Origin of the sequence: Vibrio sp. OPT41, assembly GCF_015163595.1 — a bacterium.
Taxonomy (GTDB): domain Bacteria; phylum Pseudomonadota; class Gammaproteobacteria; order Enterobacterales; family Vibrionaceae; genus Vibrio; species Vibrio alginolyticus.
In genome coordinates this window covers 204079-227967 of sequence record NZ_JADDYH010000038.1, presented here as the reverse complement: position 1 = coordinate 227967, position 23889 = coordinate 204079, and the positions used below count along the sequence as shown (strand labels likewise).

The 23889-nt window shown below is 46.2% G+C and carries 14 protein-coding genes; 6 read left to right on the top strand and 8 right to left on the bottom strand.

Going from position 1 to position 23889, the window contains the following annotated elements; genetic code table 11:
- Positions 1-96 precede the first annotated feature (96 nt).
- Positions 97-4086, bottom strand: coding sequence for a pullulanase-type alpha-1,6-glucosidase (gene pulA / locus IQP38_RS17150; RefSeq protein ID WP_193837789.1), 3990 nt, complete (start codon positions 4084-4086; stop codon positions 97-99).
- A gap of 546 nt (positions 4087-4632) precedes the next feature.
- Here pulA and IQP38_RS17145 point away from each other — a divergent pair.
- From IQP38_RS17145 to pdxY, 3 genes are all read left to right on the top strand, one after another.
- The gene (locus IQP38_RS17145; RefSeq protein WP_104976397.1) at positions 4633-5829 is read left to right on the top strand and encodes a tetratricopeptide repeat protein; all 1197 of its coding nucleotides are present in this window, start codon (positions 4633-4635) and stop codon (positions 5827-5829) included.
- Positions 5830-5969: 140 nt separating this feature from the next.
- A complete protein-coding gene (locus IQP38_RS17140) occupies positions 5970-6158 on the top strand; it encodes an AbrB/MazE/SpoVT family DNA-binding domain-containing protein (protein WP_017634469.1) in 189 nt (62 codons plus the stop codon).
- 101 nt (positions 6159-6259) lie between these two features.
- Positions 6260-7129 carry a pyridoxal kinase PdxY gene (gene pdxY, locus IQP38_RS17135; protein WP_053350188.1) on the top strand — a complete coding sequence of 290 codons (870 nt, stop codon included), beginning with the start codon at positions 6260-6262 and terminating at the stop codon, positions 7127-7129.
- Positions 7130-7194: 65 nt separating this feature from the next.
- On the opposite strand, the gene sstT is transcribed toward pdxY, so the two are convergent.
- From sstT to malT, 7 genes are all read right to left on the bottom strand, one after another.
- Positions 7195-8412, bottom strand: coding sequence for a serine/threonine transporter SstT (gene sstT / locus IQP38_RS17130; protein ID WP_193837788.1), 1218 nt, complete (start codon positions 8410-8412; stop codon positions 7195-7197).
- A gap of 356 nt (positions 8413-8768) precedes the next feature.
- Complete coding sequence (rsgA, locus tag IQP38_RS17125; RefSeq protein ID WP_053350189.1) at positions 8769-9845, bottom strand: ribosome small subunit-dependent GTPase A; 1077 nt, start codon at positions 9843-9845, stop codon at positions 8769-8771.
- Positions 9846-10120: 275 nt separating this feature from the next.
- Entirely contained in the window at positions 10121-10429 is a 309-nt protein-coding gene (locus IQP38_RS17120; protein ID WP_053350190.1) for a PTS transporter subunit EIIB, read from the bottom strand.
- Positions 10419-11033 (bottom strand): SCO family protein, encoded by a 615-nt coding sequence (locus IQP38_RS17115; RefSeq protein ID WP_042522188.1) that lies wholly within the window; start codon positions 11031-11033, stop codon positions 10419-10421. Before IQP38_RS17115 ends, IQP38_RS17120 begins: the two co-directional genes overlap by 11 nt.
- Positions 11034-11042: 9 nt before the next feature.
- A complete protein-coding gene (locus tag IQP38_RS17110) occupies positions 11043-11468 on the bottom strand; it encodes a hypothetical protein (protein WP_025768641.1) in 426 nt (141 codons plus the stop codon).
- A 243-nt stretch (positions 11469-11711) separates the two neighbouring features.
- The gene (locus IQP38_RS17105; protein ID WP_031778872.1) at positions 11712-12629 is read right to left on the bottom strand and encodes a DUF368 domain-containing protein; all 918 of its coding nucleotides are present in this window, start codon (positions 12627-12629) and stop codon (positions 11712-11714) included.
- 578 nt (positions 12630-13207) lie between these two features.
- Positions 13208-15916, bottom strand: coding sequence for an HTH-type transcriptional regulator MalT (gene malT / locus IQP38_RS17100; RefSeq protein WP_005374834.1), 2709 nt, complete (start codon positions 15914-15916; stop codon positions 13208-13210).
- Positions 15917-16650: 734 nt separating this feature from the next.
- Between malT and IQP38_RS17095 the strand changes: the two genes are divergently transcribed.
- From IQP38_RS17095 to glgB, 3 genes are all read left to right on the top strand, one after another.
- Positions 16651-19104, top strand: a complete 2454-nt coding sequence (locus IQP38_RS17095) for a glycogen/starch/alpha-glucan phosphorylase (protein ID WP_005374836.1) — start codon at positions 16651-16653, stop codon at positions 19102-19104.
- A gap of 117 nt (positions 19105-19221) precedes the next feature.
- Complete coding sequence (malQ, locus tag IQP38_RS17090) at positions 19222-21402, top strand: 4-alpha-glucanotransferase (RefSeq protein WP_005374838.1); 2181 nt, start codon at positions 19222-19224, stop codon at positions 21400-21402.
- 283 nt (positions 21403-21685) lie between these two features.
- Positions 21686-23878 (top strand): 1,4-alpha-glucan branching protein GlgB, encoded by a 2193-nt coding sequence (gene glgB / locus IQP38_RS17085; protein ID WP_416222590.1) that lies wholly within the window; start codon positions 21686-21688, stop codon positions 23876-23878.
- Positions 23879-23889: the final 11 nt, after the last annotated feature.

Here is a 23889-nt window from a genome sequence, read left to right as displayed (position 1 = left end):
CTTTTTGATTTTGGTATCCACCATTTAGTGACGCCAATAAAACAAAGGGGAAGCGTGATGCTTCCCCTTTTTCATTACGGATGTTTTTAAATGAAACTAGTTTTTGGTTACCGTCACGATTGGCGCCGACTTGTCAGCCGCGTTGAAGTGGAAGTTGTAATTTCCTGCTTCTGCAATCGCAATTTTCAGGTTTGCACTACCGCCACCGACTTCCATCGTTAGCGCTTTACCAAGCTCAACACTGCCTTCGCCACCGAAGTTGGTGTCTGCTGCCCAGTCTGCGCTCGCAACTTTCATCTCGTAGTTGCCCGCCGCTAGGGTAATGTCTAGCGAGTAAACGTCATTTGCTACATAGCTGAACTTCGCAGTTGAGTCTTGTGCTGGAGCATCCCATGTAGTGATAGTGCCACGTAAGTAAAGTGCTGTTTCACCGAATGTTGGTGCATCTGCTGACTTGGTCACTGACACGACCGGTTTTTCTACGCTTTCATCTTGAACATGTAGCGCGTTCAGAGTGAAGTTGTACTTACCTGTTTCAGCAACAGACAGCTTACAGTTACCTTCTGAACCTAAGTCTAGTGAACCAGAAGCTATATTCGCAATATCACAACCGATGTTTGGATTTGCCCAACCAGAGTCCGCGAATTTGAACTCGTGTTCACCAGCTTCAAGAACGCCAGTTACAGAGTACATACCGTTGCCAATAAAGGTCATCGCCCAATCACTGCTATCAGACCACTCGTTCATCGTGCCTTTCACGTAAACAACGGTTTCGCCGTAAGGAGGAATGCTCGATACGTCTTTGTTATCCGTGTTTACTGGTAGGCCAGCACCTTGTGCGCCGTTTTGTGGCTGCACGAATACCGCTGTTGTCAGTGCTGGTACTGTGAACGTTTCATTGGTGAAGCTTGCACCTTTCACGATGTCATCCGCAGAGTTTTGTTGAACTTCATGTAACTCGAAACCAGTTGCGCCAGCAACTTTGAAAGACTTCTCAGTTGATGTTGAGTTCACAACGGCCACGACAGCATCGTAGTTCGAATCTAAATCGGCACCTGCTGATGTACCATCGTCGATAGACATCACAATCAAGCCTTCCACTTGGTCTTTCCCTACGTTGCGGAAGTCCACACGGTTCATCACTTCTTGCGCGGTATCTAGGCGGAACAGTTCGCTTGTGCTACGGATTTTTAGTAGCTCTAGGAATTGTTGCTTAGTCAGCTCGATGTCGGTTGAATCTGGTTTCGCCGTGCTGTCACCAACGATGGTTTTGATCAGCTCCCAGTTTGCACCGTCTTTGTCTTCACGTGGTAGACCAACGTTCCAGTTATTGTCGCTTCCGTCGAAGAATACACGGTTGAACCAGTCACCAGAATCGTACGAGTCGCGCTGCATGGATTTAGAGCGCAATAGCTCAGAACCCATGTGGATGAATGGAATGCCTTGACCAAGCATCACCGTTGATAGGGACACAGCCTGCATACGTGCACGTTCGGCAGATGAAGTGCCTGTCGCAATCTTGTAGGCGTTGTTATCCCACAATGTTTGGTTGTCGTGCTTAGACACGTAAGAGATGTTCTCTGATGGCACTTTTGTGTAGCCTGCAGGCGCACCATTGTAATCAACGTTTTTACCCAGTTTGGTTTCGCCTTTGTAATCAAGAAGGATGTAGTCAGCCAAGTTACCAGCCATACCTAGACGAACCAGGTCTTGGTTGTGTAAACGACCATTCACCGACTCTGCGTCAGTTTTGGTTTCTTCGTTAGGATAAGCGGCGTTACCAAAGCCTTGGTTAAAGCGAAGTGGGTGCTTACCTTCAGAATCTACACCGCCATCAAACGGGCTTCCGCCACGAACTGCGTCACGCAGACGATCAGAGAAAGTACCGATTTCTGTCCCCGCCATGTTGACTTGTGTCGCCTGATCGAAGCGAGCGTTTTGCGCGACTTCACCGAAGTCCCAACCTTCGCCGTAGAACAGAGTATTCGGATCAATTTCACGGACTTTTTCAAGTGCGTAAACCATCACATCTTTCGGCTGGTGGCCCATAAGGTCAAAACGGAAACCATCGACTTTATAGTCATCCGCCCATACCATCAATGAGTCAACCATTAGTTTACCCATCATCAAGTTCTCGGTTGCGGTGTTATCACAACAGGTTGAGTTTTCGACTCCGCCAGTGTTGACGTTTAGGCGGTGGTAGTACCCAGGGACAATCTTATCCAGTACTGATTTTTCGTTCACACCAGATGCATTTGTGTGGTTGTACACGACGTCCATGACCAGTTTCAGATCCATTTTATGCGTCGCTTGAACCATTTCGCGGAACTCAAGAATACGCTTAGACCCGTTAGGATCGGTCGCATAACTGCCTTCTGGCACGGTGTAGTGGTAAGGGTCGTAACCCCAGTTGAAGCTGTCTAGCATGCGAAGATCGTTCATCAACGCTTGTGCTTTGCCCGTTGTTGGGTCGTAGCTATTTAATACCTCTTCAATCACTTTGCCGTCATCTTCGGTCTCACAAATGGAGGCTTCTGGCTTGATGCCACAAAGTTTACCCACGGTGTCGGTGATATCGACTCGCTGGTCAGCGTCTTCATCCACGGTTGCAATATCAAACGCAGGCAGGATATGTAGCGTTGTTAGGCCAGCATCTTTCAGGGCTTGTAAGTGAGATACAGACTCACGCTCAGGTTCTGTAAGCGCCAGATATTTGCCATCAAGACTTGGTGTGCCTTTGCTGTCGTTAAAGCTGAAATCACGAATGTGTGACTCGTAAAGGACGTGGTCTTCGTCTTTTTTAACCGTTGGGCGTGCGTAGTTTTTCCAATCTTGAGGCATTAAGCTTGGATCATCTAAATCAACCACTTGCGAGTATCGTGAGTTCTTAGACAAGCTCATTGAATATGGGTCTGTTACCAAACGCGTTTCAACGACGCCAGTTGTTGGGTGGTATACTTTAACTTGGTAGCGATAGTATTTGTTGACAACGTTGCTTTGTGCCTCAGAAACCCAGATACCTGTTGCTGGGTCTTCCGTCATGGCAACGGTCGCTTCTTCTGCTAAGTTTTCATCGTAGATTATCAGATCAACATCTTGGGCAGTTGGTGCCCATAGTTTGAAGGTTGCGGCACCGCCTTCCACAATCGCACCGAGTTCTTGACCGATCGCGTTACCTGCCTTGGAATCGGCAAACACCGCATCCAAAACGCCCGGCTTTTGCATTTCAGTTGCAGAAATGACGTCACCATTTGCGTTGTAAGCCACCATAACAATTTGTGACTTCAGGATCGTACGCAAGGTCGCGTCATCGACATCGATACCCGCAGCTTGAAGGCTAGCAAGGTGACGGAAGCGTGATTTCAGACCATCAGACAACTCACCAGCTTTTGTCAGCTCAACGGCTGTACCGCCAGAGATTTGCTTGTCTTCATCCATTTTGATGTCATTGCTAAGGCTGTAGAACAGCTTCATGGAATCCGCACTGGTCGCCGCTTCCCATGCGATGGTGTTGGCGTCTAACCAATGGGCTTTTTGACCATCAATATCAACAGGGCGCTCTTCTATTGGCTCGTAGTAAAGTTCACTGCTGCCGTGGAAGCCAAACAAACCTTTCGATTCGCCGATTTTCGTCAACTCTACTTTTGAGTTTGCGCTGCCGAACGCTTTCTCATCACCTTTGTGCAGAATGAAGTTCATGCATTCGTGTGGGTCAGAGGCGTCAGGGTTTATTTTCAGTACGTAGTAAGCACCGTAGGTGTCGTTGATGCCATCGAATGGGTGTGGCGCAGACCAATCCGTTCCTGTTCCCGGAATGCCCATTGCGTCTAAATCTGTGCTGGTACAGCCCTCACCGTTCCATAGGTGCAAGCCCCAACCTTCGTAGTCGCTTGCTGTTGAAGCTGATGCTACATCACGTTTGTAATAAATGACGACTTCGTTCTCTCCCGCAGGGTACAAGCCTGAGCCAGGGTTCGTCGTATCTTCGTTCGTGCTATCACTACCACAACCGCTGATTACCGCGACGGAAATCAAAGGCAGTACGGTTTTGGCAATTGTTGATAATTTAAATGTCTTATTGTCCACGTTTACAAATCCATTGTTATTGAATTGATATTGAGCTGCGCGCTGCCTTCGCTGACTCAATCATCAAGAAGGTTTTGCACACGCTAGAAAGGCAGATGCCAAAAAAGGAAATGTTCAATTAGATGCTAATACACTGAATCATCAGCAAAATGTGAGAGCAGGCTGTTAAGTTTTTTACAGGTGCAAATTTTCTGTCACAGTCGATTTTGTTCACAAATTAAATAATAAAACAGGCGCATAGTGAGAGGTTCTGCACATCATTAAAATGTGAATTTTTATGGGAGGAGTAAGGGGGGATGATAGGGGATGAGAATGTCTCAGCCCCAAAACCGTGATTAAGTTCTATAAAAATGAGGGCTATATTTTTCTTTTAAAAATAAGTTGCAGTGATGTTGAATAAAATACCGCCATTAAGTCTTCGCAAGCTTCAGATTTTCGCTAAGTGGTCGTTATATAATGAAGGTAGTCGGCGTTACGTCGGCGCGTAATCATAAGATTTCCCTGAAAGGGAGTTGAATTGGGCCCTGAAACCAAAAGAGGCTATTTATGAGTAGTATGGGCATTGCCATTGCGGCAACTGGCCTTTCACTCGTCCTGATATTTGTGTGGATGATCTCGTTGTCGATGCGGAAACAGAGACTCGAGGCAGAGAGGAAAGCTCGCGAAGCCGCTTATCGAAAGGCGATGCATAAAGCGCGAGAGCAAGAGCGTAAAGAGCGAGAGTTCAAAGCAGAAACCGGGCATATCCCCACCATTTTATTTCTAGCGAAAGAAGCCGAAAAGGACAACATTCGTCAAGCGCTGTATTGGTATGATAAAGCCGCTAAATTGGACAATGTGACGGGGATGTACGGCATTGTTCGCTTAAGTGAACGCATGCGCGAAGATGTGATTTTAAAAGAGCAGGCAAACTTCTGGCGTACCGCAATTGCGGGAATGGAAGGGGATACCGAAGCGAAATTTTCGACGGGCAAGGCCTTGGTCTTTGGTCGAGGAACTGAAAAAAATATCCCAAAAGGTAACCAACTGATTGAAACTGCCGCCGAAGAAGGCTGCATTGATGCCATGATTTATATGGGGGAATGGCAGCTTTCACCAGACAATAGTGCAGGACGCAGTGCAGATGCGCTTTACTGGTTTATGAAAGCGGCGGAAAAAGACAGTGCAGATGGCAAGATCCAAGTCGGCTTATGTTACCTAAATGGCATTGGTACAGAAAAAAGCATGGTTAAAGGTTGCTACTGGCTGGAACGGGCCGCGGAAGGTGGCAGTGCTAAAGCGATGTATCATGCTGGCGAAGCGTGGAAGGATAAAGGTAAAACGGGTAATGCAATTGCTTACGTTTGGCTGTTTCTTTCTGCCAATATGGGCTACCAACCTGCGCGTACGTTGCGTGATGAAGTGGCGACCAATATTGGTGTTGATGTTGTCGTTGGATTGCAGTCCATAGCGAAGCCGTTGCAAAGAAAGCTGGCCTCAGGAATGGTGAGAAAGCACTCTATTATTCGAGCCCTTAACAAAGTGTACAAACGCGAAGCGTATTTTCCTGCGGAAGAGGAGCTCAATGCGGTGTTGAATGACGAGAGTAAAGAAGCCTCCGAGGCTTGGGAGGAGGCATCAACACTAGATTTTCAGCCTAACATGACAACGGTAACAGCAGAAGGTCAGGTAAGCACATCGCCCAACGAAAAAAAACTTTCTAAAGAGGCGCTCGATTTCACTCAAAACTTCCTTCAACCATAACCTATCTTATCCAAAAGCCTCAAGATTGAGGCTTTTCTTTTGTCTTTAAAATGTTACGCCAAATCCAAGTCAGCTTAATGTATTTGAGGCTAGACATCCAATGACGTGAAAACTCATTTTCGACATTTGGAGGACGAAAGATGATAAGTCAACCTGTTAAAATCGGTGACGACACCGCCGTAGTCATTCCAAGCGTAATCCTAGCTCAGCTCGGGATAAGGGAAGGAGATACCCTAGAAATCGCACTGAATAAAGACAAAATGGAAATTAAGAAGATGGTGTTGAAAACCAGCGCGCCAACTTACTCTGAAGATATTGAGGAGAATTGAGTTAGAGAATCTTGGTTTGTCGGATACACTACTGGTTTCGCAAAACTGGCGCTTGCCGCTGTCTTTGAACTATCGATAACTACAATAAGAGGTAAGGTACTATGCAAGGTATCCTCTCTATACAATCTCATGTTTCTTTTGGTCATGCTGGTAACAGCAGTGCTGTTTTCCCAATGCAACGCATGGGTTTCGAAGTATGGCCGATTCATACCGTTCAATTTTCTAACCACACGCAGTATCAAGAAGGCTGGACTGGGCGAGCGTTTGCGGCTGAAGACATCAGCGAGTTAGTTCGTGGACTTGGTAACATCGGCGCGCTGGAAAAGTGCCAAGCGGTATTGACGGGCTACCAAGGTAGCGCAGAGCAGTGCCTTGCTGTTGAAGATACCGTGACGAAAGTGAAGCAAGCGAACCCGAACGCACTTTACGTTTGCGACCCTGTGATGGGCGCGCCAGACAAAGGCTGCATTGTGGCTCCGGGCATTGCTGAAAATCTTCTAACGCGTTTGATGCCAAAGGCGGACGTGATCGTTCCGAACCAATTCGAGCTAAGTCAATTTGCTGAGATGGAAATCCACTCATTAGACGATGCGATCACCGCATGCCAACGTGCGCTAGAGAAAGGTCCAAAAGTGGTGCTAGTTAAGCACCTTTACTGCCTAGAAAATGGCAGCTTCAACATGCTATTGGCTACGCAAGAAGGCATTTACCTTGCGAAGCGTCCTCAATTTGAGTTTGCTAAACAACCTGTTGGCGTGGGCGATCTTATTTCAGCTATCTTTACCGCGGGACTCTTAAAAGGCTGGTCTCCTAAACAAGCTTTCCAACATTGTCACGACGCGTGTTACGGGGTGTTGAGTGCAACGTACCATGCGGGTGAGTGGGAACTGCAAACTATTGCTGCGCAGCAAGAGTTTGTTGAACCAAGCAAACACTTCCTGATTGAAGAAGTGGCTTTGGTCACCGCGTAATTGAGCGCAATTAAACAAAAAAGGGGAGCCATCATCGGCTCCCCTTTCTATTTGTTCTGTCAGTCTTACTGAGCTTTTTGCTGCTCTGATTTACAAACTGCTGCCGTAAAGACAACGTCTGTTGAGCTGTTTAGCGCAGTTTCTGCAGAGTCTTGAATCACACCGATAATGAAGCCAACCGCTACAACCTGCATTGCTACGTCGTTTGAGATACCAAACAGGCCACACGCAAGTGGGATAAGTAGTAGAGAGCCACCTGCAACACCTGATGCGCCACATGCAGAAACCGCAGCCACAATACTGAGCAGTAGCGCAGTCAGTAGATCAACTTCGATACCCATAGTGTGCACAGCTGCAAGCGTTAGTGTTGTGATAGTGATTGCAGCACCAGCCATGTTGATGGTCGCACCTAGAGGAATAGATACTGAGTATGTATCCTCGTCCAGTTTTAGCTTCTCACATAGTGCCATGTTTACTGGAATATTCGCTGCACTTGAACGAGTGAAGAACGCTGTTACACCACTTTCACGTAGACAACGGAATACAAGTGGGTAAGGGTTTTGTTTGGTTTTAACGAACACGATCGCCGGGTTTACAACGAGTGCGATGATCATCATTGCGCCAAGAAGAACCGCCAGAAGGTGTGCGTAGCTTGCTAGCGCGCTAAAGCCTGTTGTCGCAAACGTTGAAGCAACCAAGCCAAAGATACCAAATGGTGCAAGACGAATGATAAAGCGCACAATGTGAGACACGCTGTGGCTTAGATCTTCAAATACGGCCTTCGTTGTTGCCGATGCGTGGTGTAGTGCAAGACCCAGACCCACACCCCAAGCAAGAATGCCGATGTAGTTTGCTTCTACTAGTGCATTTACTGGGTTGTCGACCAGTTTAAACAACAATGTGCGTAGAATTTCAGCAATACCTTGAGGAGGCGTTGCACCTTCAGCGCCGGTGACAAGCGTTAAATTGGTCGGGAAAAGGAAGCTTAGAACCACTGCTGATAGCGCCGCGAAGAATGTACCCATCAGGTACAGTACAACGATTGGGCGCATGTAAGTGTGTTGGTTTTTCTTTTGGTTTGCAATTGAAGCGGCAACCAAAATAAACACAAGAATTGGCGCGATCGCTTTAAGCGCACCGACAAAAAGGCTACCAATTAATCCCGCCCTTTCGGCATGGCTTGGAGAAATTGTCGCGAGCAAAATACCAAAGACGATACCGACAAGGATCTGGACGACGAGGTTACCACGAGCATATCGGGCAACGAGGCTGTTGTGTTGCATACATCATTCCTGCAATTTTATGCCAGAGTGGCAGGGCAATAGTCCATCATTACACGGCGATAATGCCCTTATATTACAAGGGGTGAGCATTGCTTCTGGTCACTAAGACACATGATTATCAATTATCCTGTTTTTATAAATTCAGCCATTTTCTTGCTGAATATCACATATCTTAGCTTGGTAATATTTTGTGTCTAGTTTTAGTTTGTTTTTGGATTAAATGTTTGCTCAATGTTATTTAAATAAGATTTTTATGTTGAAAATTATCATTAGTTATGAGTAATGGTTTTTAATAAAGTTGTTAAAAAGGAGACTTTCGTCTCCTTTGATTTTATTGACAACTCAAACGCAACAAATTAATAACTTTGTTGGCGCCTGCGCTTATCACTCATGGCATTGCGAGCAAGTTTACCGAATTGTCGACTTTGAGCTCGTTGCTCTGCCAAAGTCGCGCGGTTAAAGGCTTGTTCTCGCAATAGTTTTTGATAGTTATTGAAACGACGAACCTCCAGTTTGCCATTTGCAATCGCAGTTTGAACTGCGCAGCCTGGCTCAGTTTGGTGCTTACAATTGCCAAAGCGACAACGCTGAGCGAGCGCCTCAATGTCAGAAAATGCCTCACTGACCCCCGATTCACAATCTGCTAGTTGAAGCTCGCGCATTCCCGGAGTATCAATCAAGATGCCGCCATCAGGTAATAGATGGATAGAGCGCGATGTAGTTGTATGTCGCCCTTTGCTATCGTCTTCACGAATATGCCCAGTTGCCTGTTCTTGTTGCCCGAGTAATGCATTAACAAGAGTTGATTTGCCAACGCCTGAAGAACCGATAAAAGCGAGGGTTTGTCCTTCTTTGCACCAGGTCATGAGTTTAGAAGCACTCTCTATTTCTAAGCCGTTGACTGTCTCTATAGCTAATAGAGGGTCGAGCTTCTGTACTTGGCTTTTTAGTTCATCAGTATTGTCACACAAATCGGCTTTGGAAAGCACGATGACGGGTTCGACTTCGGCTTCATGAGCCAAGGCAAGATAACGTTCAATACGACTTAAATTGAAGTCGTCGTTAAGGGAACAGACGATAAACACTGTATCCACATTGGCTGCGATAAGTTGCTCTGCCACTTTGCTGCCAGCGGCTTTGCGGCTAAAGAGGCTCAAGCGATCCAGTAAGCGAACAAATTGCTGATCTTCATTTAAGATTACCCAGTCTCCGACGGTCATATTGGGTAAAGAATGGTGGGCATTAAGATGAACTTGCCCAGTTTCTGTTGCCAATAAATAACCACTTCGGTGATGCGCAATTACACGAGCAAAGATAGTGTTGTCGTAATCGTCTAATGTCAGTTGTTGCTGAAAAAATGGTTTCCAACCCAATTGTTTTAGAGGGTTTGAAGTTGAAACTAATGTGTCACAAAAAGTATGTGTTTGATTCATTATTGAATTATCCCAGACGCAACAAAGCGCCTTAATACAAATCGCATTAGGGTCTAATTCGGATAGAGTTGACCCCGGTGAAGACCGGGCAGAGAAGGGGAGTTGTGGCTATGCCACAGAGTTGGTGCTGTTAGGGTTACCCTTGCGATGCCCAGTTAGTGTTATTCAATACAATCATCTTGTGTCCTCTTCGTTGGTTAATAAATAAGTGAGTTAATTAAGCCAAAAGAGTATAGCCGCCGTTTTTTAAAGAGGGTAGCTATACTGCAAAAATATTAACTTTGTTTTGTGATGCGCTCTTCCATAATTTGCGAATACGTGTTGGCTTTTAAGCCGTATATGATTTGGACATGACGATCATCCAATATCACGACGCCATGCGCGTCATGATTTTTGAGTGCGTTCTTATCGATGACGGACGTCGCTCTGAGGGTAAGACGCAGCCGAGTCGCACATGCACCAGTTTCTAGCAGGTTCTCTATGCCCCCAATGGCGTCAATGATCGTATCGACGTCTTGTTCGACATTGGGGTTGGTATGAGTTAGGAAATTGAAAAATTGCTTCAGCACTGACTTAACCGTCATTTGAAGAGCCTTCGGTCGTTAGTTTTGAAATGGCTTCAACAATCGGTGCCGGCGAGAGCGTATGCGGTACTTTAGTGATTAACGTGCCATCCGGCTTCAAGAAGTAAAAGTAAGAGCTATGATCCAGCGTGTACTTTAGTTCCGAGCCTTCCAATTCTGTCTTGCGGAAAATGACACCATAGTTGTGTGCCAAAGGTGTCGTTACATCAAGTGGTGCCGATAGGCCTTCAATCATTGGATGGAAGTAATGGGCATATTTTGCTGATGCATCGGCCTCATCACGCTCTGGGTCTAAAGAAATGAACATCGGGCGTAGTTGTGCTTTTTGCGCGTCATCAATTTGATTCAGTGCTCCTGCCAACATTGCAAGAGAAGTTGGGCAAACGTCTGGGCAGCGAGTAAAGCCAAAATAGACGACTCGGATGCGAGGGTCATTCACATCGAAGATATTGACGGCTTGGTTATTTTCCCCAAACAATACCGTTTGTTGAGAGGTGGAACTGTCCACTTGCTCTGGCTTCGTTTTCTGATTATCTAAATAGCTCTTTACGCCAAACCCGAGTGCGAAAGCAGCTACGAGAAATAGGGACCAATTGCGGCTCATAACGATTCCTTATCTTTGCATTTTTATAGCAGGGTAAACGGTATTCTCTCCATCACTGAGTTCACCAACCCAAGTCATTGCATCCTCCGTGCAAACCGGGAGAATGATGTCACCTTGATATTGGCCAGGAGCGATTTGCTTCAGCAAAAACTTAGGCTCACCCATCTCCATTTCTCTTCCTGAAAGACTTAGGATGAGTTGCTTAGCATCGCTTGTATGCCACTCAACATTTAGAGTGGTAGGAACCAAGGGTTGAGCAGTTTCTGAGTTTAGCGTCATCGTAACATTTTCTTGGACGCAAGAGGTTGTAGAGAGAAAGCAGTATTCATCTATTGACTTGCTTTGAGTGGAAGAAGAAAAGCTTTTTATTAGAGTCGGGGCATAAAATCCCGCAACTAATGCGGCTGAAACAGCGGCGATTTGTAACAGTTTCATTAAGGTTCAGCATTTATCACTTAACATTACGAGCATCGTAGCACAGATGCGCCGCTCGCCAACTCGTGACCTCGGTAAATTGTGCGTTATACCTCGGTGACCAGCTTCCTTATAACGCGACGGACTTTATTGCATCAAATACAGCAGAGTTTTCAATTGAGATGTTTTGCCCTTAGCCAATAAATAAAAACGGAGCCAATTGGCTCCGTTTTTATTTGGTTCAGTATGTGTTTGATACCAAAGTTATTTATCTGAGTCTGCGAATTTCTCTAGACCTAAAACCAGAGCAATGGCTGCAAGCATCATCACGACAGCAAGTACTAACTGAGAAGGTTGTGATGTCACGTGTTCAAATTCAAATGGTGATAGGTTGTGCTGTAGCAATGGCACTTGTTCGCCCTTCGAATTGGTGCGCCAAGTGATGGTTTCTTTCCATGGCCAAATCTTTGGCAACGTACCAATCATTAATCCAGTCAAAAACATCAGGGTGAAATCACGGAACTTGCGTAGTAACCACGACAATAAGTGAGAGAAGGACAGTAAACCGATCACGCAGCCAGACAAAAATAGCGCTAATGTATCGACTTGAAAACCTTTCACTGCGGCTAATACAGGAGCATACATGCCAATCAGCAGCAAAATAAAACTGCCAGAGATACCCGGCAAGATCATCGCACAAATCGCGATAGCTCCAGCGAATAAGGTATTAATGGCCGTTGGTTCCATGTGTAAAGGTTTGAGCACAGTAATACTATAAGCAAACCCGACACCAACGAGCAGAATGACAAAGCGGACAAGATCGCGTTGCTCAACCTGACGAATAATGTGATACACAGAGACTAAAATCAGACCAAAGAAAAATGACCAAAGTGGGATCGGGTGTGTGTCAAGAAGCCAAGTAATCAACTTTGCTAGCGTTGCAATACTGGTGAAAATGCCGGCAAACAGAGCGATAAGGAAGAATCCGTTGATGTGATTAAACGCGGCTTTAACCCCTTCTTTTCGCCAGATAGAGAAAAGTGAGGGGTTAATGCGTCGAATGCTTTCAAGCAGCGTATCGTAAATACCAGTGATAAACGCGATGGTGCCGCCAGATACACCAGGTACAACATCTGCTGCACCCATGGCGATTCCCTTGAAGAAAGTAATTAAGTAGTTCATTGCTCTAATGCTAAGTCGTTTCGATGGCAGAGAGTATACAAACATTGCGATGAAAAAAGTATGAAATAGTGCTGTAACTACTTGGTTTTATATCCAATCTATTGCCTATCTTTATTACTCGCCAAGAGACAATGCCGCCGTAACGAGCTTTTAATGCTTGGTTTACATTTTTGAGATGATTAACTCTACTATCAATTATCAATCTTGGTTGCATTGTGCAATTGCAATTTGCATTATAAAATTGCATTTTGATAATTTGCGCGTGAATAAATCCAGCTTATATGAGATCTTGTGCCCAAAAATAAGCCTTTGCATTTTGGCATGATTAATGCATAATACTGCTCGACCCTTCTTAAGCCGAGGGTCACCTAGCCAACTGACGTTGTTAGTGAATACAATTTGTTCACACTAAATATAAGCCAATCGCGATTATTGCGGTTGGCTATTTTTTTATATGAACAACGTTACTTACGTGCTTTGCAAATTGCACTTCTCTTACTGTCAGTCATAAAAAAGGGCTGACGTGTTACGCCAACCCTTGTGTTTTACTTTACGTTTTAACCCGTTTATCGAGCAGTTCAGTATCCCATCAACTGCAGCAAATTTTCAGCTGTCACAATGGCTTCTTTACGATTAGCAATATTAAGCTTTTGGTACAGGTTGCGAATGTGGGTTTTAATTGTCGTACCTGCCACATCCAGCTCTTGTGCGATTTGCTCGTTACTAAAGCCTGAATAAATCAGTCCCAGAACCTGCCATTCGCGTTGTGTTAATGGGCTGGTACGTACTAGCTCTGGCACATTAGGGTGATTCACCAACTTTTCAATAAAGTCTTCATCAAAGTGAATCGACCGGCTACGTTGATTCGATGAAATGTCCTTCATTAACTGTTGAGCACGGTGACGCTCAAGATCGCCCAGTTCATGGCGGAGGCTCAACTTCTCCAGCAGACCGCCAATGGTTGCACCATCAATCAGGAAGTTTCCGACCATGCCAGTTTGGTTCGTCATTACTAATGCTTCTTTTAACAGAGCCTTGGCTTGCTCCTCATCTTTTTGGCGAGCAGAAAGGACCGCTTCAACCACTAAGTTGCGATTAGTATCTGTGATTAGGTTAGTGCGACGAGCTTCACCTTGGAGGAAATCTAACGCAGCACGAGCGTCGGTATATTGGCCTAAGTTAATGTGGGCGCGGGCAATGTTACGCCATTGCAATTGAGAAAAGTGGTTGCATGCCGATTCAGGACGAACCGCAGTGTTGAGCCATTCTTGCATTGCATCGGTATTCCCGCGCGCTTGCCAAAATAGAATCAACGATAGTGAAGCGTTTGCAGTCCAATCTACGTGATAAGTCGACTGTTTCATCAAGTGCTGTATATGCTCAATGAATTTACCAGCTTTGTCTAATTCACCGCGTCCAATCGCAATACGCGCCAACATCGAATAGCTATGTAAGTGCTTGCTTGGTGAATGGTTTTCGAGAATTTGCAGACCTTTGTACGCGCATTCTTCCGCTTCATCAAGTCGGTTCCAGCACCAAAGTACTTGCGCGCGAATACGCAGCAAAAATTCATGAAGAGGAACATGCTGAAGCTGCTGATCTTCAATCAGACGGAATGCGGAATCTTGTAGTTCAAAGGCCGCTTGCACGTAACCTTGTGCAATTAAAATCTCGCTTTGCTGCAATATTGCCCATAACGCTTGGTGATATACCTGATACTGACGAGCTAGCTTTTCAGTTTGTTGCATCATCGGCAAAGCACGGTCTAGTTTACCTAGCACGTGGTTAACTTCACCAACAACCGAAGTCGCCACAATTCGGCTACGGTAAATAGTGTTATCAAGTTGGCTAAGCGCTAGCTCCGCTAATTCGAGAGCTTTTTCTGGTTGGTTACTGTTGATAGCCACTTGAGCAAGCAACGCGTTTGCTTGACCTTGATAATGAATATCTAACGCAATGTTACGCTTTTTGTGTTCCTCTTCCGCTTCTTCAAGCAGGTGGCCCACTTGGTTATAACGATGCTGACTTTGAGCCAACCATGCTCGGAGCATCGTAAGTTTTGGGTGGCTGAACAACAGATCATCGTCCAACTTGTTAATTGAGCTTTCCAGTGTGCTGAGTTCGCCTTGGTTAAACATCTTCCAGCCGAATTCGTTTAGGATCTCTACCACTAAGTCCTTATCATTCGATTTTTGTGCATGATGAATCGCTTGGTGTGGTGCTTTTTGTTGTAACCAAGCGATAGCAGCATTGCGGTGGAGATCTTTTTCTTGCTGAGGAATACGAGCTTGGCGCTCATGAGACAAAAACTCGCCAAATAAGTTATGGAACCGGAACCAGTTCTGTTCCCCTTCGAGCGGATAAATGAATAAGCCGTAACGGTTAAGCGATTCAATCATTCCCAGTGCATCTTCGCGTTGGGTAAGGGCAAACACTAGCTCATCATTGAAGTGGTCAAGCACGGATACTTGCATTAAAAAGTGACGAGTTTCGTGATCGAGTAAGTCAAACACTTCTTCGACCAAGTAATCCCACAAGTGCGCGTGATTGAACTGCGATACCGACTCTACAGTTTGTGCCAATGTGCGGTTTTGATGTTGGGCTTGTAATGCGATCAACTGCATCGCCGATGGCCAACCTTCAACATAGGTTCTTAGGCTGTTCGCCATGTCTTCATCAATACCATCGGCGATACGCTGGTTAAAGAAGCGAGTGGTTTCTTCGGTATCAAACGCCAACATCTCGTTGCCGATTTCGATCATTAAATCACGAACACGTAAGTTTGCAGTGCCCAGAGGCGGCGCTGCACGACTGGTTACCACAACGGTGAGGTTGTCTGGCATGTGCTTTAAAAAGAAACGCATGGATTCATGGATTTCATCATTCGTGATTAAATGGTAGTCATCAAGCACCACGTAGCACTCTTGATGAAAGTCAGCCATTTCAGCGAATACTTCGCTAAATAGGGAGCGTAAAGACGAGATCTGACGTTTTTCCGCCAGTTTTTGTGCGTTAGCGCAACTGAAGTTGGTGGCTTTGTTTAATGCTTGAAGCAGATAGTTTACAAAGCGAAAGCCGTCGTTATCGCTGTCATCAATGCTGTACCAACCGACGTTTGGCTTATCGGATAGCCACTGCGCTGCCATTGTTGTTTTTCCGTAACCTGCTGGGGATCGGAATAAAACCAATTTGTAGTAAGGCGCTTGCTGTAGTAAGTCCAACACTCGTGGGCGCACGATGGCATTGTGCAGGCGTCCTGGTCGAGTAAGCTTAGATGGAATCCACATTAGTAGTTATGTCCTTATTTATGTATACCCAAATGACAGCAACGTGATCATTCTTGTAAAGCCCCCTTGAAAGCCGTCTTACTGAATGATGTCATCAGCATCAAAAACACCGTTTGAATGCCGGATGATGTCGCTACTGTTGGGGCTTGCGTCCGTCTGAAAAACCATTCCATACGGTCACTTAGATATAAAAGCTAGCGAAAACTAGAAATAACTCACATCGCCTAATTCTAGTTTGTATAAAAAGCGTACAATCCTGTGAGCTGAGTGGGATGTTACGACATCAGAAATGTTCGTTACTTTGATCCACTTCCTAATTCTCAAGGGTTGATGGATTTACCATCAACTACGCCCTTTATTTGTGATTGCCGTCACTTAAATATCGTTTGTTTCGTTAGCGTTAAGATCGCGTTGCACATAGATTACGAAAAGTTCTTCTACGCTGACCGAGTTAATGTGACCGATATTACAATTTTCACATCATCAGATGAGTGGACTATAAAAAGCGTCATGAACGGGTTTTAACCTTTCTCACATTCCATTGTGATCAAAATCACTAAGAACTGGTGCAAAGTTCACTTTGTTGAGATTTGGATCACTAACCTAGCAATGGTACCCCCTCTACGCCCTCAGCCCTCCTCCTTCAAAGGATGAGAATTAGGAGGATGTTTATTCACAGAGGTAAATGCACGATGTATGGCAGATGAATTACCAAAAGACGTGAGAATTTCGTAATGAAACCTACTCAACAAAAACAATTTGACAAGAAGTCGTTCCAAGAAAGCGTAAAGAAACACCTATCTGTAACTTACGCTCATACGATTGAAAACGCAGACAGCCGCGCATGGTACCTAGCAATGGGGCATGCTCTGGCTGAATTTACTACTCTAGATTTGCTTGCGACAGAAGAAGATCCACGCATTAAAAGTGCGAAGAGCGTTAACTACCTTTCGCTAGAATTCCTTATCGGTCGTTTGACGGGTAACAACCTAATCAGCATGGGTCTGTATGAACAAGTAACAGAAGCAATGGCTGAACTGGGTTACAACCTAACTGATCTGCTAGAAGAAGAGCGCGACCCATCATTGGGTAACGGTGGCCTTGGTCGTCTGGCTGCGTGTTTCATGGATTCATGTGCGGCACAAGAATTCCCAACTGTCGGCTATGGTTTACATTACGAATACGGTCTATTTAAACAGTCATTCAAAGATGGTCGCCAGCAAGAAGCACCTGACGCATGGCGCGGTGTAGAAGGCTACCCTTGGGAAATTGCGCGTCCAGAACTTGCGCAAGAGATCGGTTTTTACGGTCACGTTGAAGTGATTAACGAGAACGGTAAAGAAGTCCGCAAATGGGTACCAGGCATGACAGTAAGAGCAATGCCTTGGGATCTTCCAATTGTGGGTTACGAATCAGACACGGTTTACCCGCTACGTCTTTGGGAATGTCAGGCGATTGCACCATTCTCACTAGCAAGCTTTAACAATGGTGATTACTTCGAAGCTCAGCACGCACTGATCGACGCAGGTAACATCACTAAAGTGCTTTACCCGAATGACAACCACGAGAAAGGTAAAACACTGCGTCTAATGCAGCAGTACTTCCACTCAGCAGCGTCTGTACGTGACATCCTACGTCGCCACGAAGCTGCGGGCTACTCGCTAGCGGATCTACCTAAGCAAGAGACTATCCAGCTTAACGATACACACCCAACGATTGCGATTCCTGAACTAATGCGCATCCTGATGGATGAAAAAGGTTTAGCTTGGGAAGCGGCTTGGGAAATCAGCTCTAAGACATTTGCTTACACCAACCACACGCTACTTCCAGAAGCACTAGAGACATGGCCAGAGTCGCTAATCCAGCACCTGCTACCACGTCACATGGAGATCATTTACGAGATCAACCACCGCTTCCTACAAGACGTACGTGCAATGTGGCCGGGTGATGTCGCGAAACAACAGAAGCTTTCTATCATCGAAGAAGGTTTCCACCGCATGGTTCGCATGGCAAACCTATGTGTAATCGGCTCTTACGCAGTAAACGGTGTAGCAGCACTTCACTCTGAATTGGTTAAGAAAGACCTATTCCCAGAGTTCCACGAAATGTACCCGACACGTCTACACAACGTAACGAACGGTATTACGCCACGTCGCTGGTTGAAGTTCTGTAACCCAGGTCTGTCTCAGCTTATCACTGAGAAAGTCGGCCCAGAATGGCCAGCGAAACTAGAGCAACTTGAAGGTATTGCGAAGTACGCTACTGACGCGACATTCCAAAAAGAATTCATGGCAGTGAAGAAAGAGAACAAAGAACGCCTAGCAACTTGGGTGAAAGAGAACATGGGTATCGAGCTCGATACTAATGCAATCTTCGATGTTCAAATCAAGCGTCTGCACGAGTACAAACGTCAGCATCTAGACTTGCTACACGTACTGTCTCTGTACCACCGTATTCTTAATGAACCAGGTTTTGAGTGTACGCCACGCGTTGTGTTCTTCGCAGCAAAAGCAGCACCGGGTTACCACCTAGCGAAAGAAATCATCTTCGCAATCAACAAGATTGCAGACAAGGTGAACAACGATCCTCGCATCGGTAACAAGCTGAAAGTGGTATTCATCCCTGACTACCGCGTGAGCATGGCTGAAATCATTATCCCTGCGGCTGACGTTTCTCAACAAATCTCGCTAGCGGGTAAAGAAGCATCAGGTACAGGTAACATGAAGATGGCGCTAAACGGTGCGCTAACTATCGGTACAATGGATGGTGCAAACGTTGAGATTCGTGAGGAAGTAGGCGATGAGAACATCTATATCTTCGGTCTAGATGTTGAAGGTGTGAAAGCGCTGAAAGCTCAAGGTTATAACCCATTTGATTACTACAATGCGGATCACTTACTCAAAGCGTCCATGGACCTACTACTGGGTGAAGAATTCACTCCAGGTCAACCGGGCTTACTGCGTGCCACATACGACAGCCTACTAGACGGCGGTGACCCGTACTTATGTCTTGCGGACTTTGCATCTTACGTGAAAGCGCACGAAGACATGAGCGAACAATATAAAGATCAAGCTGGCTGGGCGAAGAAGGCCATTCTTAATACCGCCCTTGTTGGCAAGTTCACGTCAGACCGCTCAATCCGAGACTACGTGAACAATATCTGGAAACTTGAAGCGGTGAAACGCTAATAGAACCTAGTTAAGACCAAGGTAGCCAAGCGCTACCTTTGGTCATTTTCCAAAAGAAGTTATTGATAACAATAAAACCCTACATGGAAGGTGTTGGTATTACCTTCGGAGAAAGCGATGAAAGAACAAACAGCATTAAAGAAAGTCGCGGAAATGGCGAGATTGGCTGATAGCTATGTCAGTGCTTGGGGAGATGAGGCTAAAGTGTCTGAGGAGACGCTACGCCGCTTGCTCGCTTCGCTTGGCTACGATACTAGCAGTGATGAAAAACTACTGGCTTCTGCTGAAAAGAAACATAAAAAAGACGTACTAGCCCCTGTTCTTGTTTTACGCGACGGCGAACCAGTCGAAGTGGAACTAAACCTAGGTACGAGTGCTCGTGAGAGTGAATTCAGCTGGCGTTTAGAAACAGAACAAGGAGAGGTACTTGAAGGCTATCTTCAGTCCCAAATTGTTCGTGATGAGCGTGCTGAGGGTGGCCCTCTAGTGTTTGCATTGCCAAAGAACTTGGCTTGGGGTTATCACAAACTGATCATCAGTCGTAAGCGTCGTAAAACACCTTACGAGATGTCATTGATCATTACGCCGAAAGCGTGTTTCAAACAAGACGATCTAAACCAACACAAAAAGCTATGGGGTCCTAGTATCCAGCTTTACACACTGCGTACTCAGCATAACTGGGGCATCGGTGATTTTGGCGACCTAAAACAACTGGTGAGTGATATTGCCTCTCGTGGCGGTGACTTCATTGGCTTGAACCCTATTCACTCGCTGTTCCCTGCGAATCCAGAAGGGGCAAGCCCATACAGCCCGTCTTCTCGTCGTTGGTTGAACATCATGTACATCGACGTAAGCTCTGTACCTGAATTCGCGCTAAGTGCAGAAGCACAACAGCGAGTGGGTAGTGCAGAGTTCCAACAACGTCTACAAAAAGCGCGAGACTCTCATTGGGTGAATTACACCGAAGTTTCGCAACTAAAAATGAGCGTTCTTCCGCTGCTATTCAGTGAGTTTAAAGCTCGCCATTTAGACAAGAACACCGATCGCGCTCGTGCCTTCTTGGACTTTGTTGAAAAAGGCGGCGACAGCTTGCTACATCAAGCTGCATTCGATGCACTTCATGCTGATTTACATGCAGAAGATGCAAACATGTGGGGTTGGCCTGTATTCCCTGAGAAATACCGCACATTCGACGCAGCTGGTACTCAGAAGTACATCAAGGATAACCAAGATCGTGTTCACTTGTACATGTACCTGCAATGGATCGCAGACGATCAAATCAAAGAAGCGCAAGCGCTAGCCGAAGAAAAAGGCATGGCTGTGGGTTTGTACCGTGACCTTGCGGTTGGTGTTGCTGATTCTGGTAGTGAAACATGGGCTGATGAAGGCGCGCTAGTATTGGATGCAAGCATCGGTGCACCACCAGATGTACTTGGTCCACTAGGCCAAAACTGGGGTCTGCCTCCGCTTAACCCTCAGGTTTTAGAAGCGACTGGCTACGACGCTTACATCAAATTGCTACGTGCTAACATGAAGCATTGTGGTGCATTGCGTATCGACCACGTACTTGGCCTGCTTCGCCTTTGGTGGATTCCAAAAGGCGAGAAAGCGACAGAAGGCGCATACCTGTACTACCCAGTGGAAGATATGCTAGCAATCCTAGCGTTGGAATCTCACCGTCATCAGTGTTCTGTAATCGGTGAAGACTTGGGTACTGTACCTGATGAAATCGTTGATATCCTTCGTGATGCGGGTGTGCATTCGTACAAAGTCTTCTTCTTCGAAACATCAAAAGACGACGGTGGCTTTATTTCTCCGAAGCACTACGCTGAGCAGTCTATGGCTGCGCTGTGTACGCACGATATGCCAACACTACGCGGTTTCTGGCACTGTGATGACTTGAAGATGGGGCGTGAGATTGGTCTGTACCCTGATGAGCAGCAGTTGGAAGGCCTATTCGCTGATCGCTTGAAGTGCAAACAAGGCATTCTAGACAGTGTTCGCTGGCATGGCTATTTGCCAGAAGGCATTGGTCATGATGCTCAGTACGTGCCAATGGATTCATACCTAAGCGAAGCGCTGCAACTGCACGTAGCCGCGGGTGACTCTGCACTGCTTAGTGTTCAGCTTGAAGACTGGCTAGAAATGGATCAACCGGTCAATATTCCTGGTACGGTGGATGAGTATCCAAACTGGCGTCGTAAATTGTCGATGAACCTAGATGAAATCTTCAGCCGTGAAGATGTGAACCGTATTTCTAAACGCCTTACTGAAGTTCGTGCACAGGCGAGTAAGTAAGATGCCTAGAGTGGCGTAGATGGACGAGCTGATTACCAATTTTGTTAGCTCAGAGGTACGAAAGTTCCGTCTAGGTCACTCATTCCTAAAACACAATCCGTTAGGATGAAGTACCGTTATTATGCCCGCGACAATAGCGGGCATTTTTGTATTTTGACGCCGTTTACGCAACGAACGTGAGAAGCGGAGTCTTTTTGTGAGTTCACAACGTTGGCTGTGGAGAAACCGATGTTTGATTCAGATCTCTGGTCTTGAAAAGGATGTTGGCTCTAGGGAGAAAGATTTGAAAACCACCAAAACCAAGAAAATAAAGAAACAACACGAACGCGCATACGAACTGCTTGCTGAGGCGGCTTACTCAGATCCATTTGCGGCGCTGGGTCCTTTCATTGACGACGAAGCTTCGCTGAGAGTTTGGATGCCGGGCGCAAACAAGGTTGAACTGCTTGTTAATGGTGAACCTCGCGTGGCGCTTGAGCGTGATGGCGACAGCGGTTTCATCTTAAAAGAGCAACGCGATTTACACCTGACCCACTACCGTTTAGCGGTCGATTGGAATGGTGTTGAACAAATTATTGATGACCCGTACCAGTACCACAATATCTACCAAGAGTACGAGCATCTGCATACGCCAAAAGACATGTATCACTACATGGGCGCACACTTTGTCACGCTAGAACGTGGCGGTGAAAACATCTCTGGTGTGCGTTTCCTTGTTTATGCACCACATGCATCTGCTGTTAGCCTTGTGGGTTGCTTCAACCAATGGGATGGCCGTCGTCATCCAATGCAACGCTTAGACTACGGTATCTGGGGCCTATTCATTCCTGGTTTGGAAGAGGGGGTACAATACAAATTTGAGCTCAAAGGGCCAAATGGGGAAGGGTTGCCACACAAACAAGACCCTTGGGGTTTCTACTCTGAGCAATACCCATCGTTCGCATCCATTACCTACGATCACAAGCGTTACCAATGGCAAGATGCGAAATGGCAAAACCGTGCAGTGACACAAAAGCGTGATGAAGCGTTATCGTTTTACGAGCTACATGCTGGATCATGGAAGCGCGACGAGAACGGTGATTTCCTGAACTACCGCGAACTCGCGGAGCAGTTGGTGCCATACCTTGTGGATATGGGCTACACCCACGTTGAGCTGATGCCTGTGTCTGAGCATCCATTCTATGGTTCATGGGGCTATCAACCTGTTGGCTTGTTTGCACCAACTAGCCGTTTTGGCTCACCTGATGATTTCAAATTCTTCGTGGATGCGTGTCACCAAGCTGGTATCGGTGTAGTGCTGGATTGGGTTCCTGCGCATTTCCCATCGGATGATCATGGTTTAGCTAACTTTGATGGTACGCCTCTGTTCCATGATCCAGATCCTCGTCGCGGTTGGCACCAAGATTGGAACTCCTACATTTACGATTTAGGCCGTGAACATGTACGTCGCTTCCTTGTCTCGAATGCGCTGTACTGGTTTGAACAATTCCATATTGATGGCATTCGTGTCGATGCTGTTGCGTCGATGCTCTATCTCGATTATTCACGTAGCCACGATCAGTGGGTCCCGAACGTTGATGGTGGCAACGAAAACTACGACGCAATCGCAACCTTAAAATGGATGAACGAAGAAGTGTACAAGCACTTCCCGAATGCGATGACGATTGCGGAAGAGTCAACGGCGTTTCCGGGTGTGTCTGCGCCAACCTTTATGGGTGGTTTAGGCTTTGGCTTCAAGTGGAATATGGGGTGGATGCACGACAGTCTTTCATACATCAAAGAAGATCCTGTTCACCGTAAATACCACCACAATACCATCACCTTCCCGCTGGTTTATGCGCACAGCGAAAACTACGTCTTGTCTCTCTCTCACGACGAGGTGGTGTACGGAAAAGGCTCTATCCATAACAAGATGCCGGGCGATGAATGGCAGCAAACCGCAAACCTACGTGCATACTACGGTTATATGTATGGTCAACCGGGCAAAAAGCTGAACTTCATGGGCGCGGAAATCGGCCAAACGGCGGAGTGGAACCACGATGATCAGTTGCAATGGTTCTTGCTGGAATACGAACGTCATCAAGGCGTTCAAAAGCTGATGCGCGATTTGAACCACTTGTACCGAAATGAAGCGGCGATGCACGATCAAGATTGTGCTCCTGCTGGTTTTGAGTGGCGTCTACAAGACGAGGCAGATGCAAGCATCCTAGCGCACGAGCGTATCAGTAAAGAGGGTGAGCGTATTCTCATCATCACCAACTTTACGCCCGTACCACACGAGCGTTTCCGTTTAGGTGTTCCAAATGCAGGTCAATACGAACTGCTGCTGAACACGGACGACAGCAAATACGGCGGAAGCGATTTTAAAGTGCTGACCAGTGTGAAAACGGAACAAGTCGAAAGTGAATCACTGCCTCAATCACTTGAGCTTCGTTTGCCTCCACTTTCAACCGTGTTCTACAAGCTGCACAAATAATTTAGTCTAAT

Bases quoted from the DNA above. Each gene is read 5' to 3' on its own strand.
- malQ (WP_005374838.1), top strand. From the start codon at position 19,222: ATGAAAGAACAAACAGCATTAAAGAAAGTCGCGGAAATGGCGAGATTG.
- IQP38_RS17120 (WP_053350190.1), bottom strand. From the start codon at position 10,429: ATGACGGTTAAGTCAGTGCTGAAGCAATTTTTCAATTTCCTAACTCAT.
- IQP38_RS17095 (WP_005374836.1), top strand. From the start codon at position 16,651: ATGAAACCTACTCAACAAAAACAATTTGACAAGAAGTCGTTCCAAGAA.
- IQP38_RS17105 (WP_031778872.1), bottom strand. From the start codon at position 12,629: ATGAACTACTTAATTACTTTCTTCAAGGGAATCGCCATGGGTGCAGCA.
- IQP38_RS17110 (WP_025768641.1), bottom strand. From the start codon at position 11,468: ATGAAACTGTTACAAATCGCCGCTGTTTCAGCCGCATTAGTTGCGGGA.
- malT (WP_005374834.1), bottom strand. From the start codon at position 15,916: ATGTGGATTCCATCTAAGCTTACTCGACCAGGACGCCTGCACAATGCC.
- rsgA (WP_053350189.1), bottom strand. From the start codon at position 9,845: ATGAATCAAACACATACTTTTTGTGACACATTAGTTTCAACTTCAAAC.
- sstT (WP_193837788.1), bottom strand. From the start codon at position 8,412: ATGCAACACAACAGCCTCGTTGCCCGATATGCTCGTGGTAACCTCGTC.
- IQP38_RS17115 (WP_042522188.1), bottom strand. From the start codon at position 11,033: ATGAGCCGCAATTGGTCCCTATTTCTCGTAGCTGCTTTCGCACTCGGG.
- IQP38_RS17140 (WP_017634469.1), top strand. From the start codon at position 5,970: ATGATAAGTCAACCTGTTAAAATCGGTGACGACACCGCCGTAGTCATT.
- IQP38_RS17145 (WP_104976397.1), top strand. From the start codon at position 4,633: ATGAGTAGTATGGGCATTGCCATTGCGGCAACTGGCCTTTCACTCGTC.
- pdxY (WP_053350188.1), top strand. From the start codon at position 6,260: ATGCAAGGTATCCTCTCTATACAATCTCATGTTTCTTTTGGTCATGCT.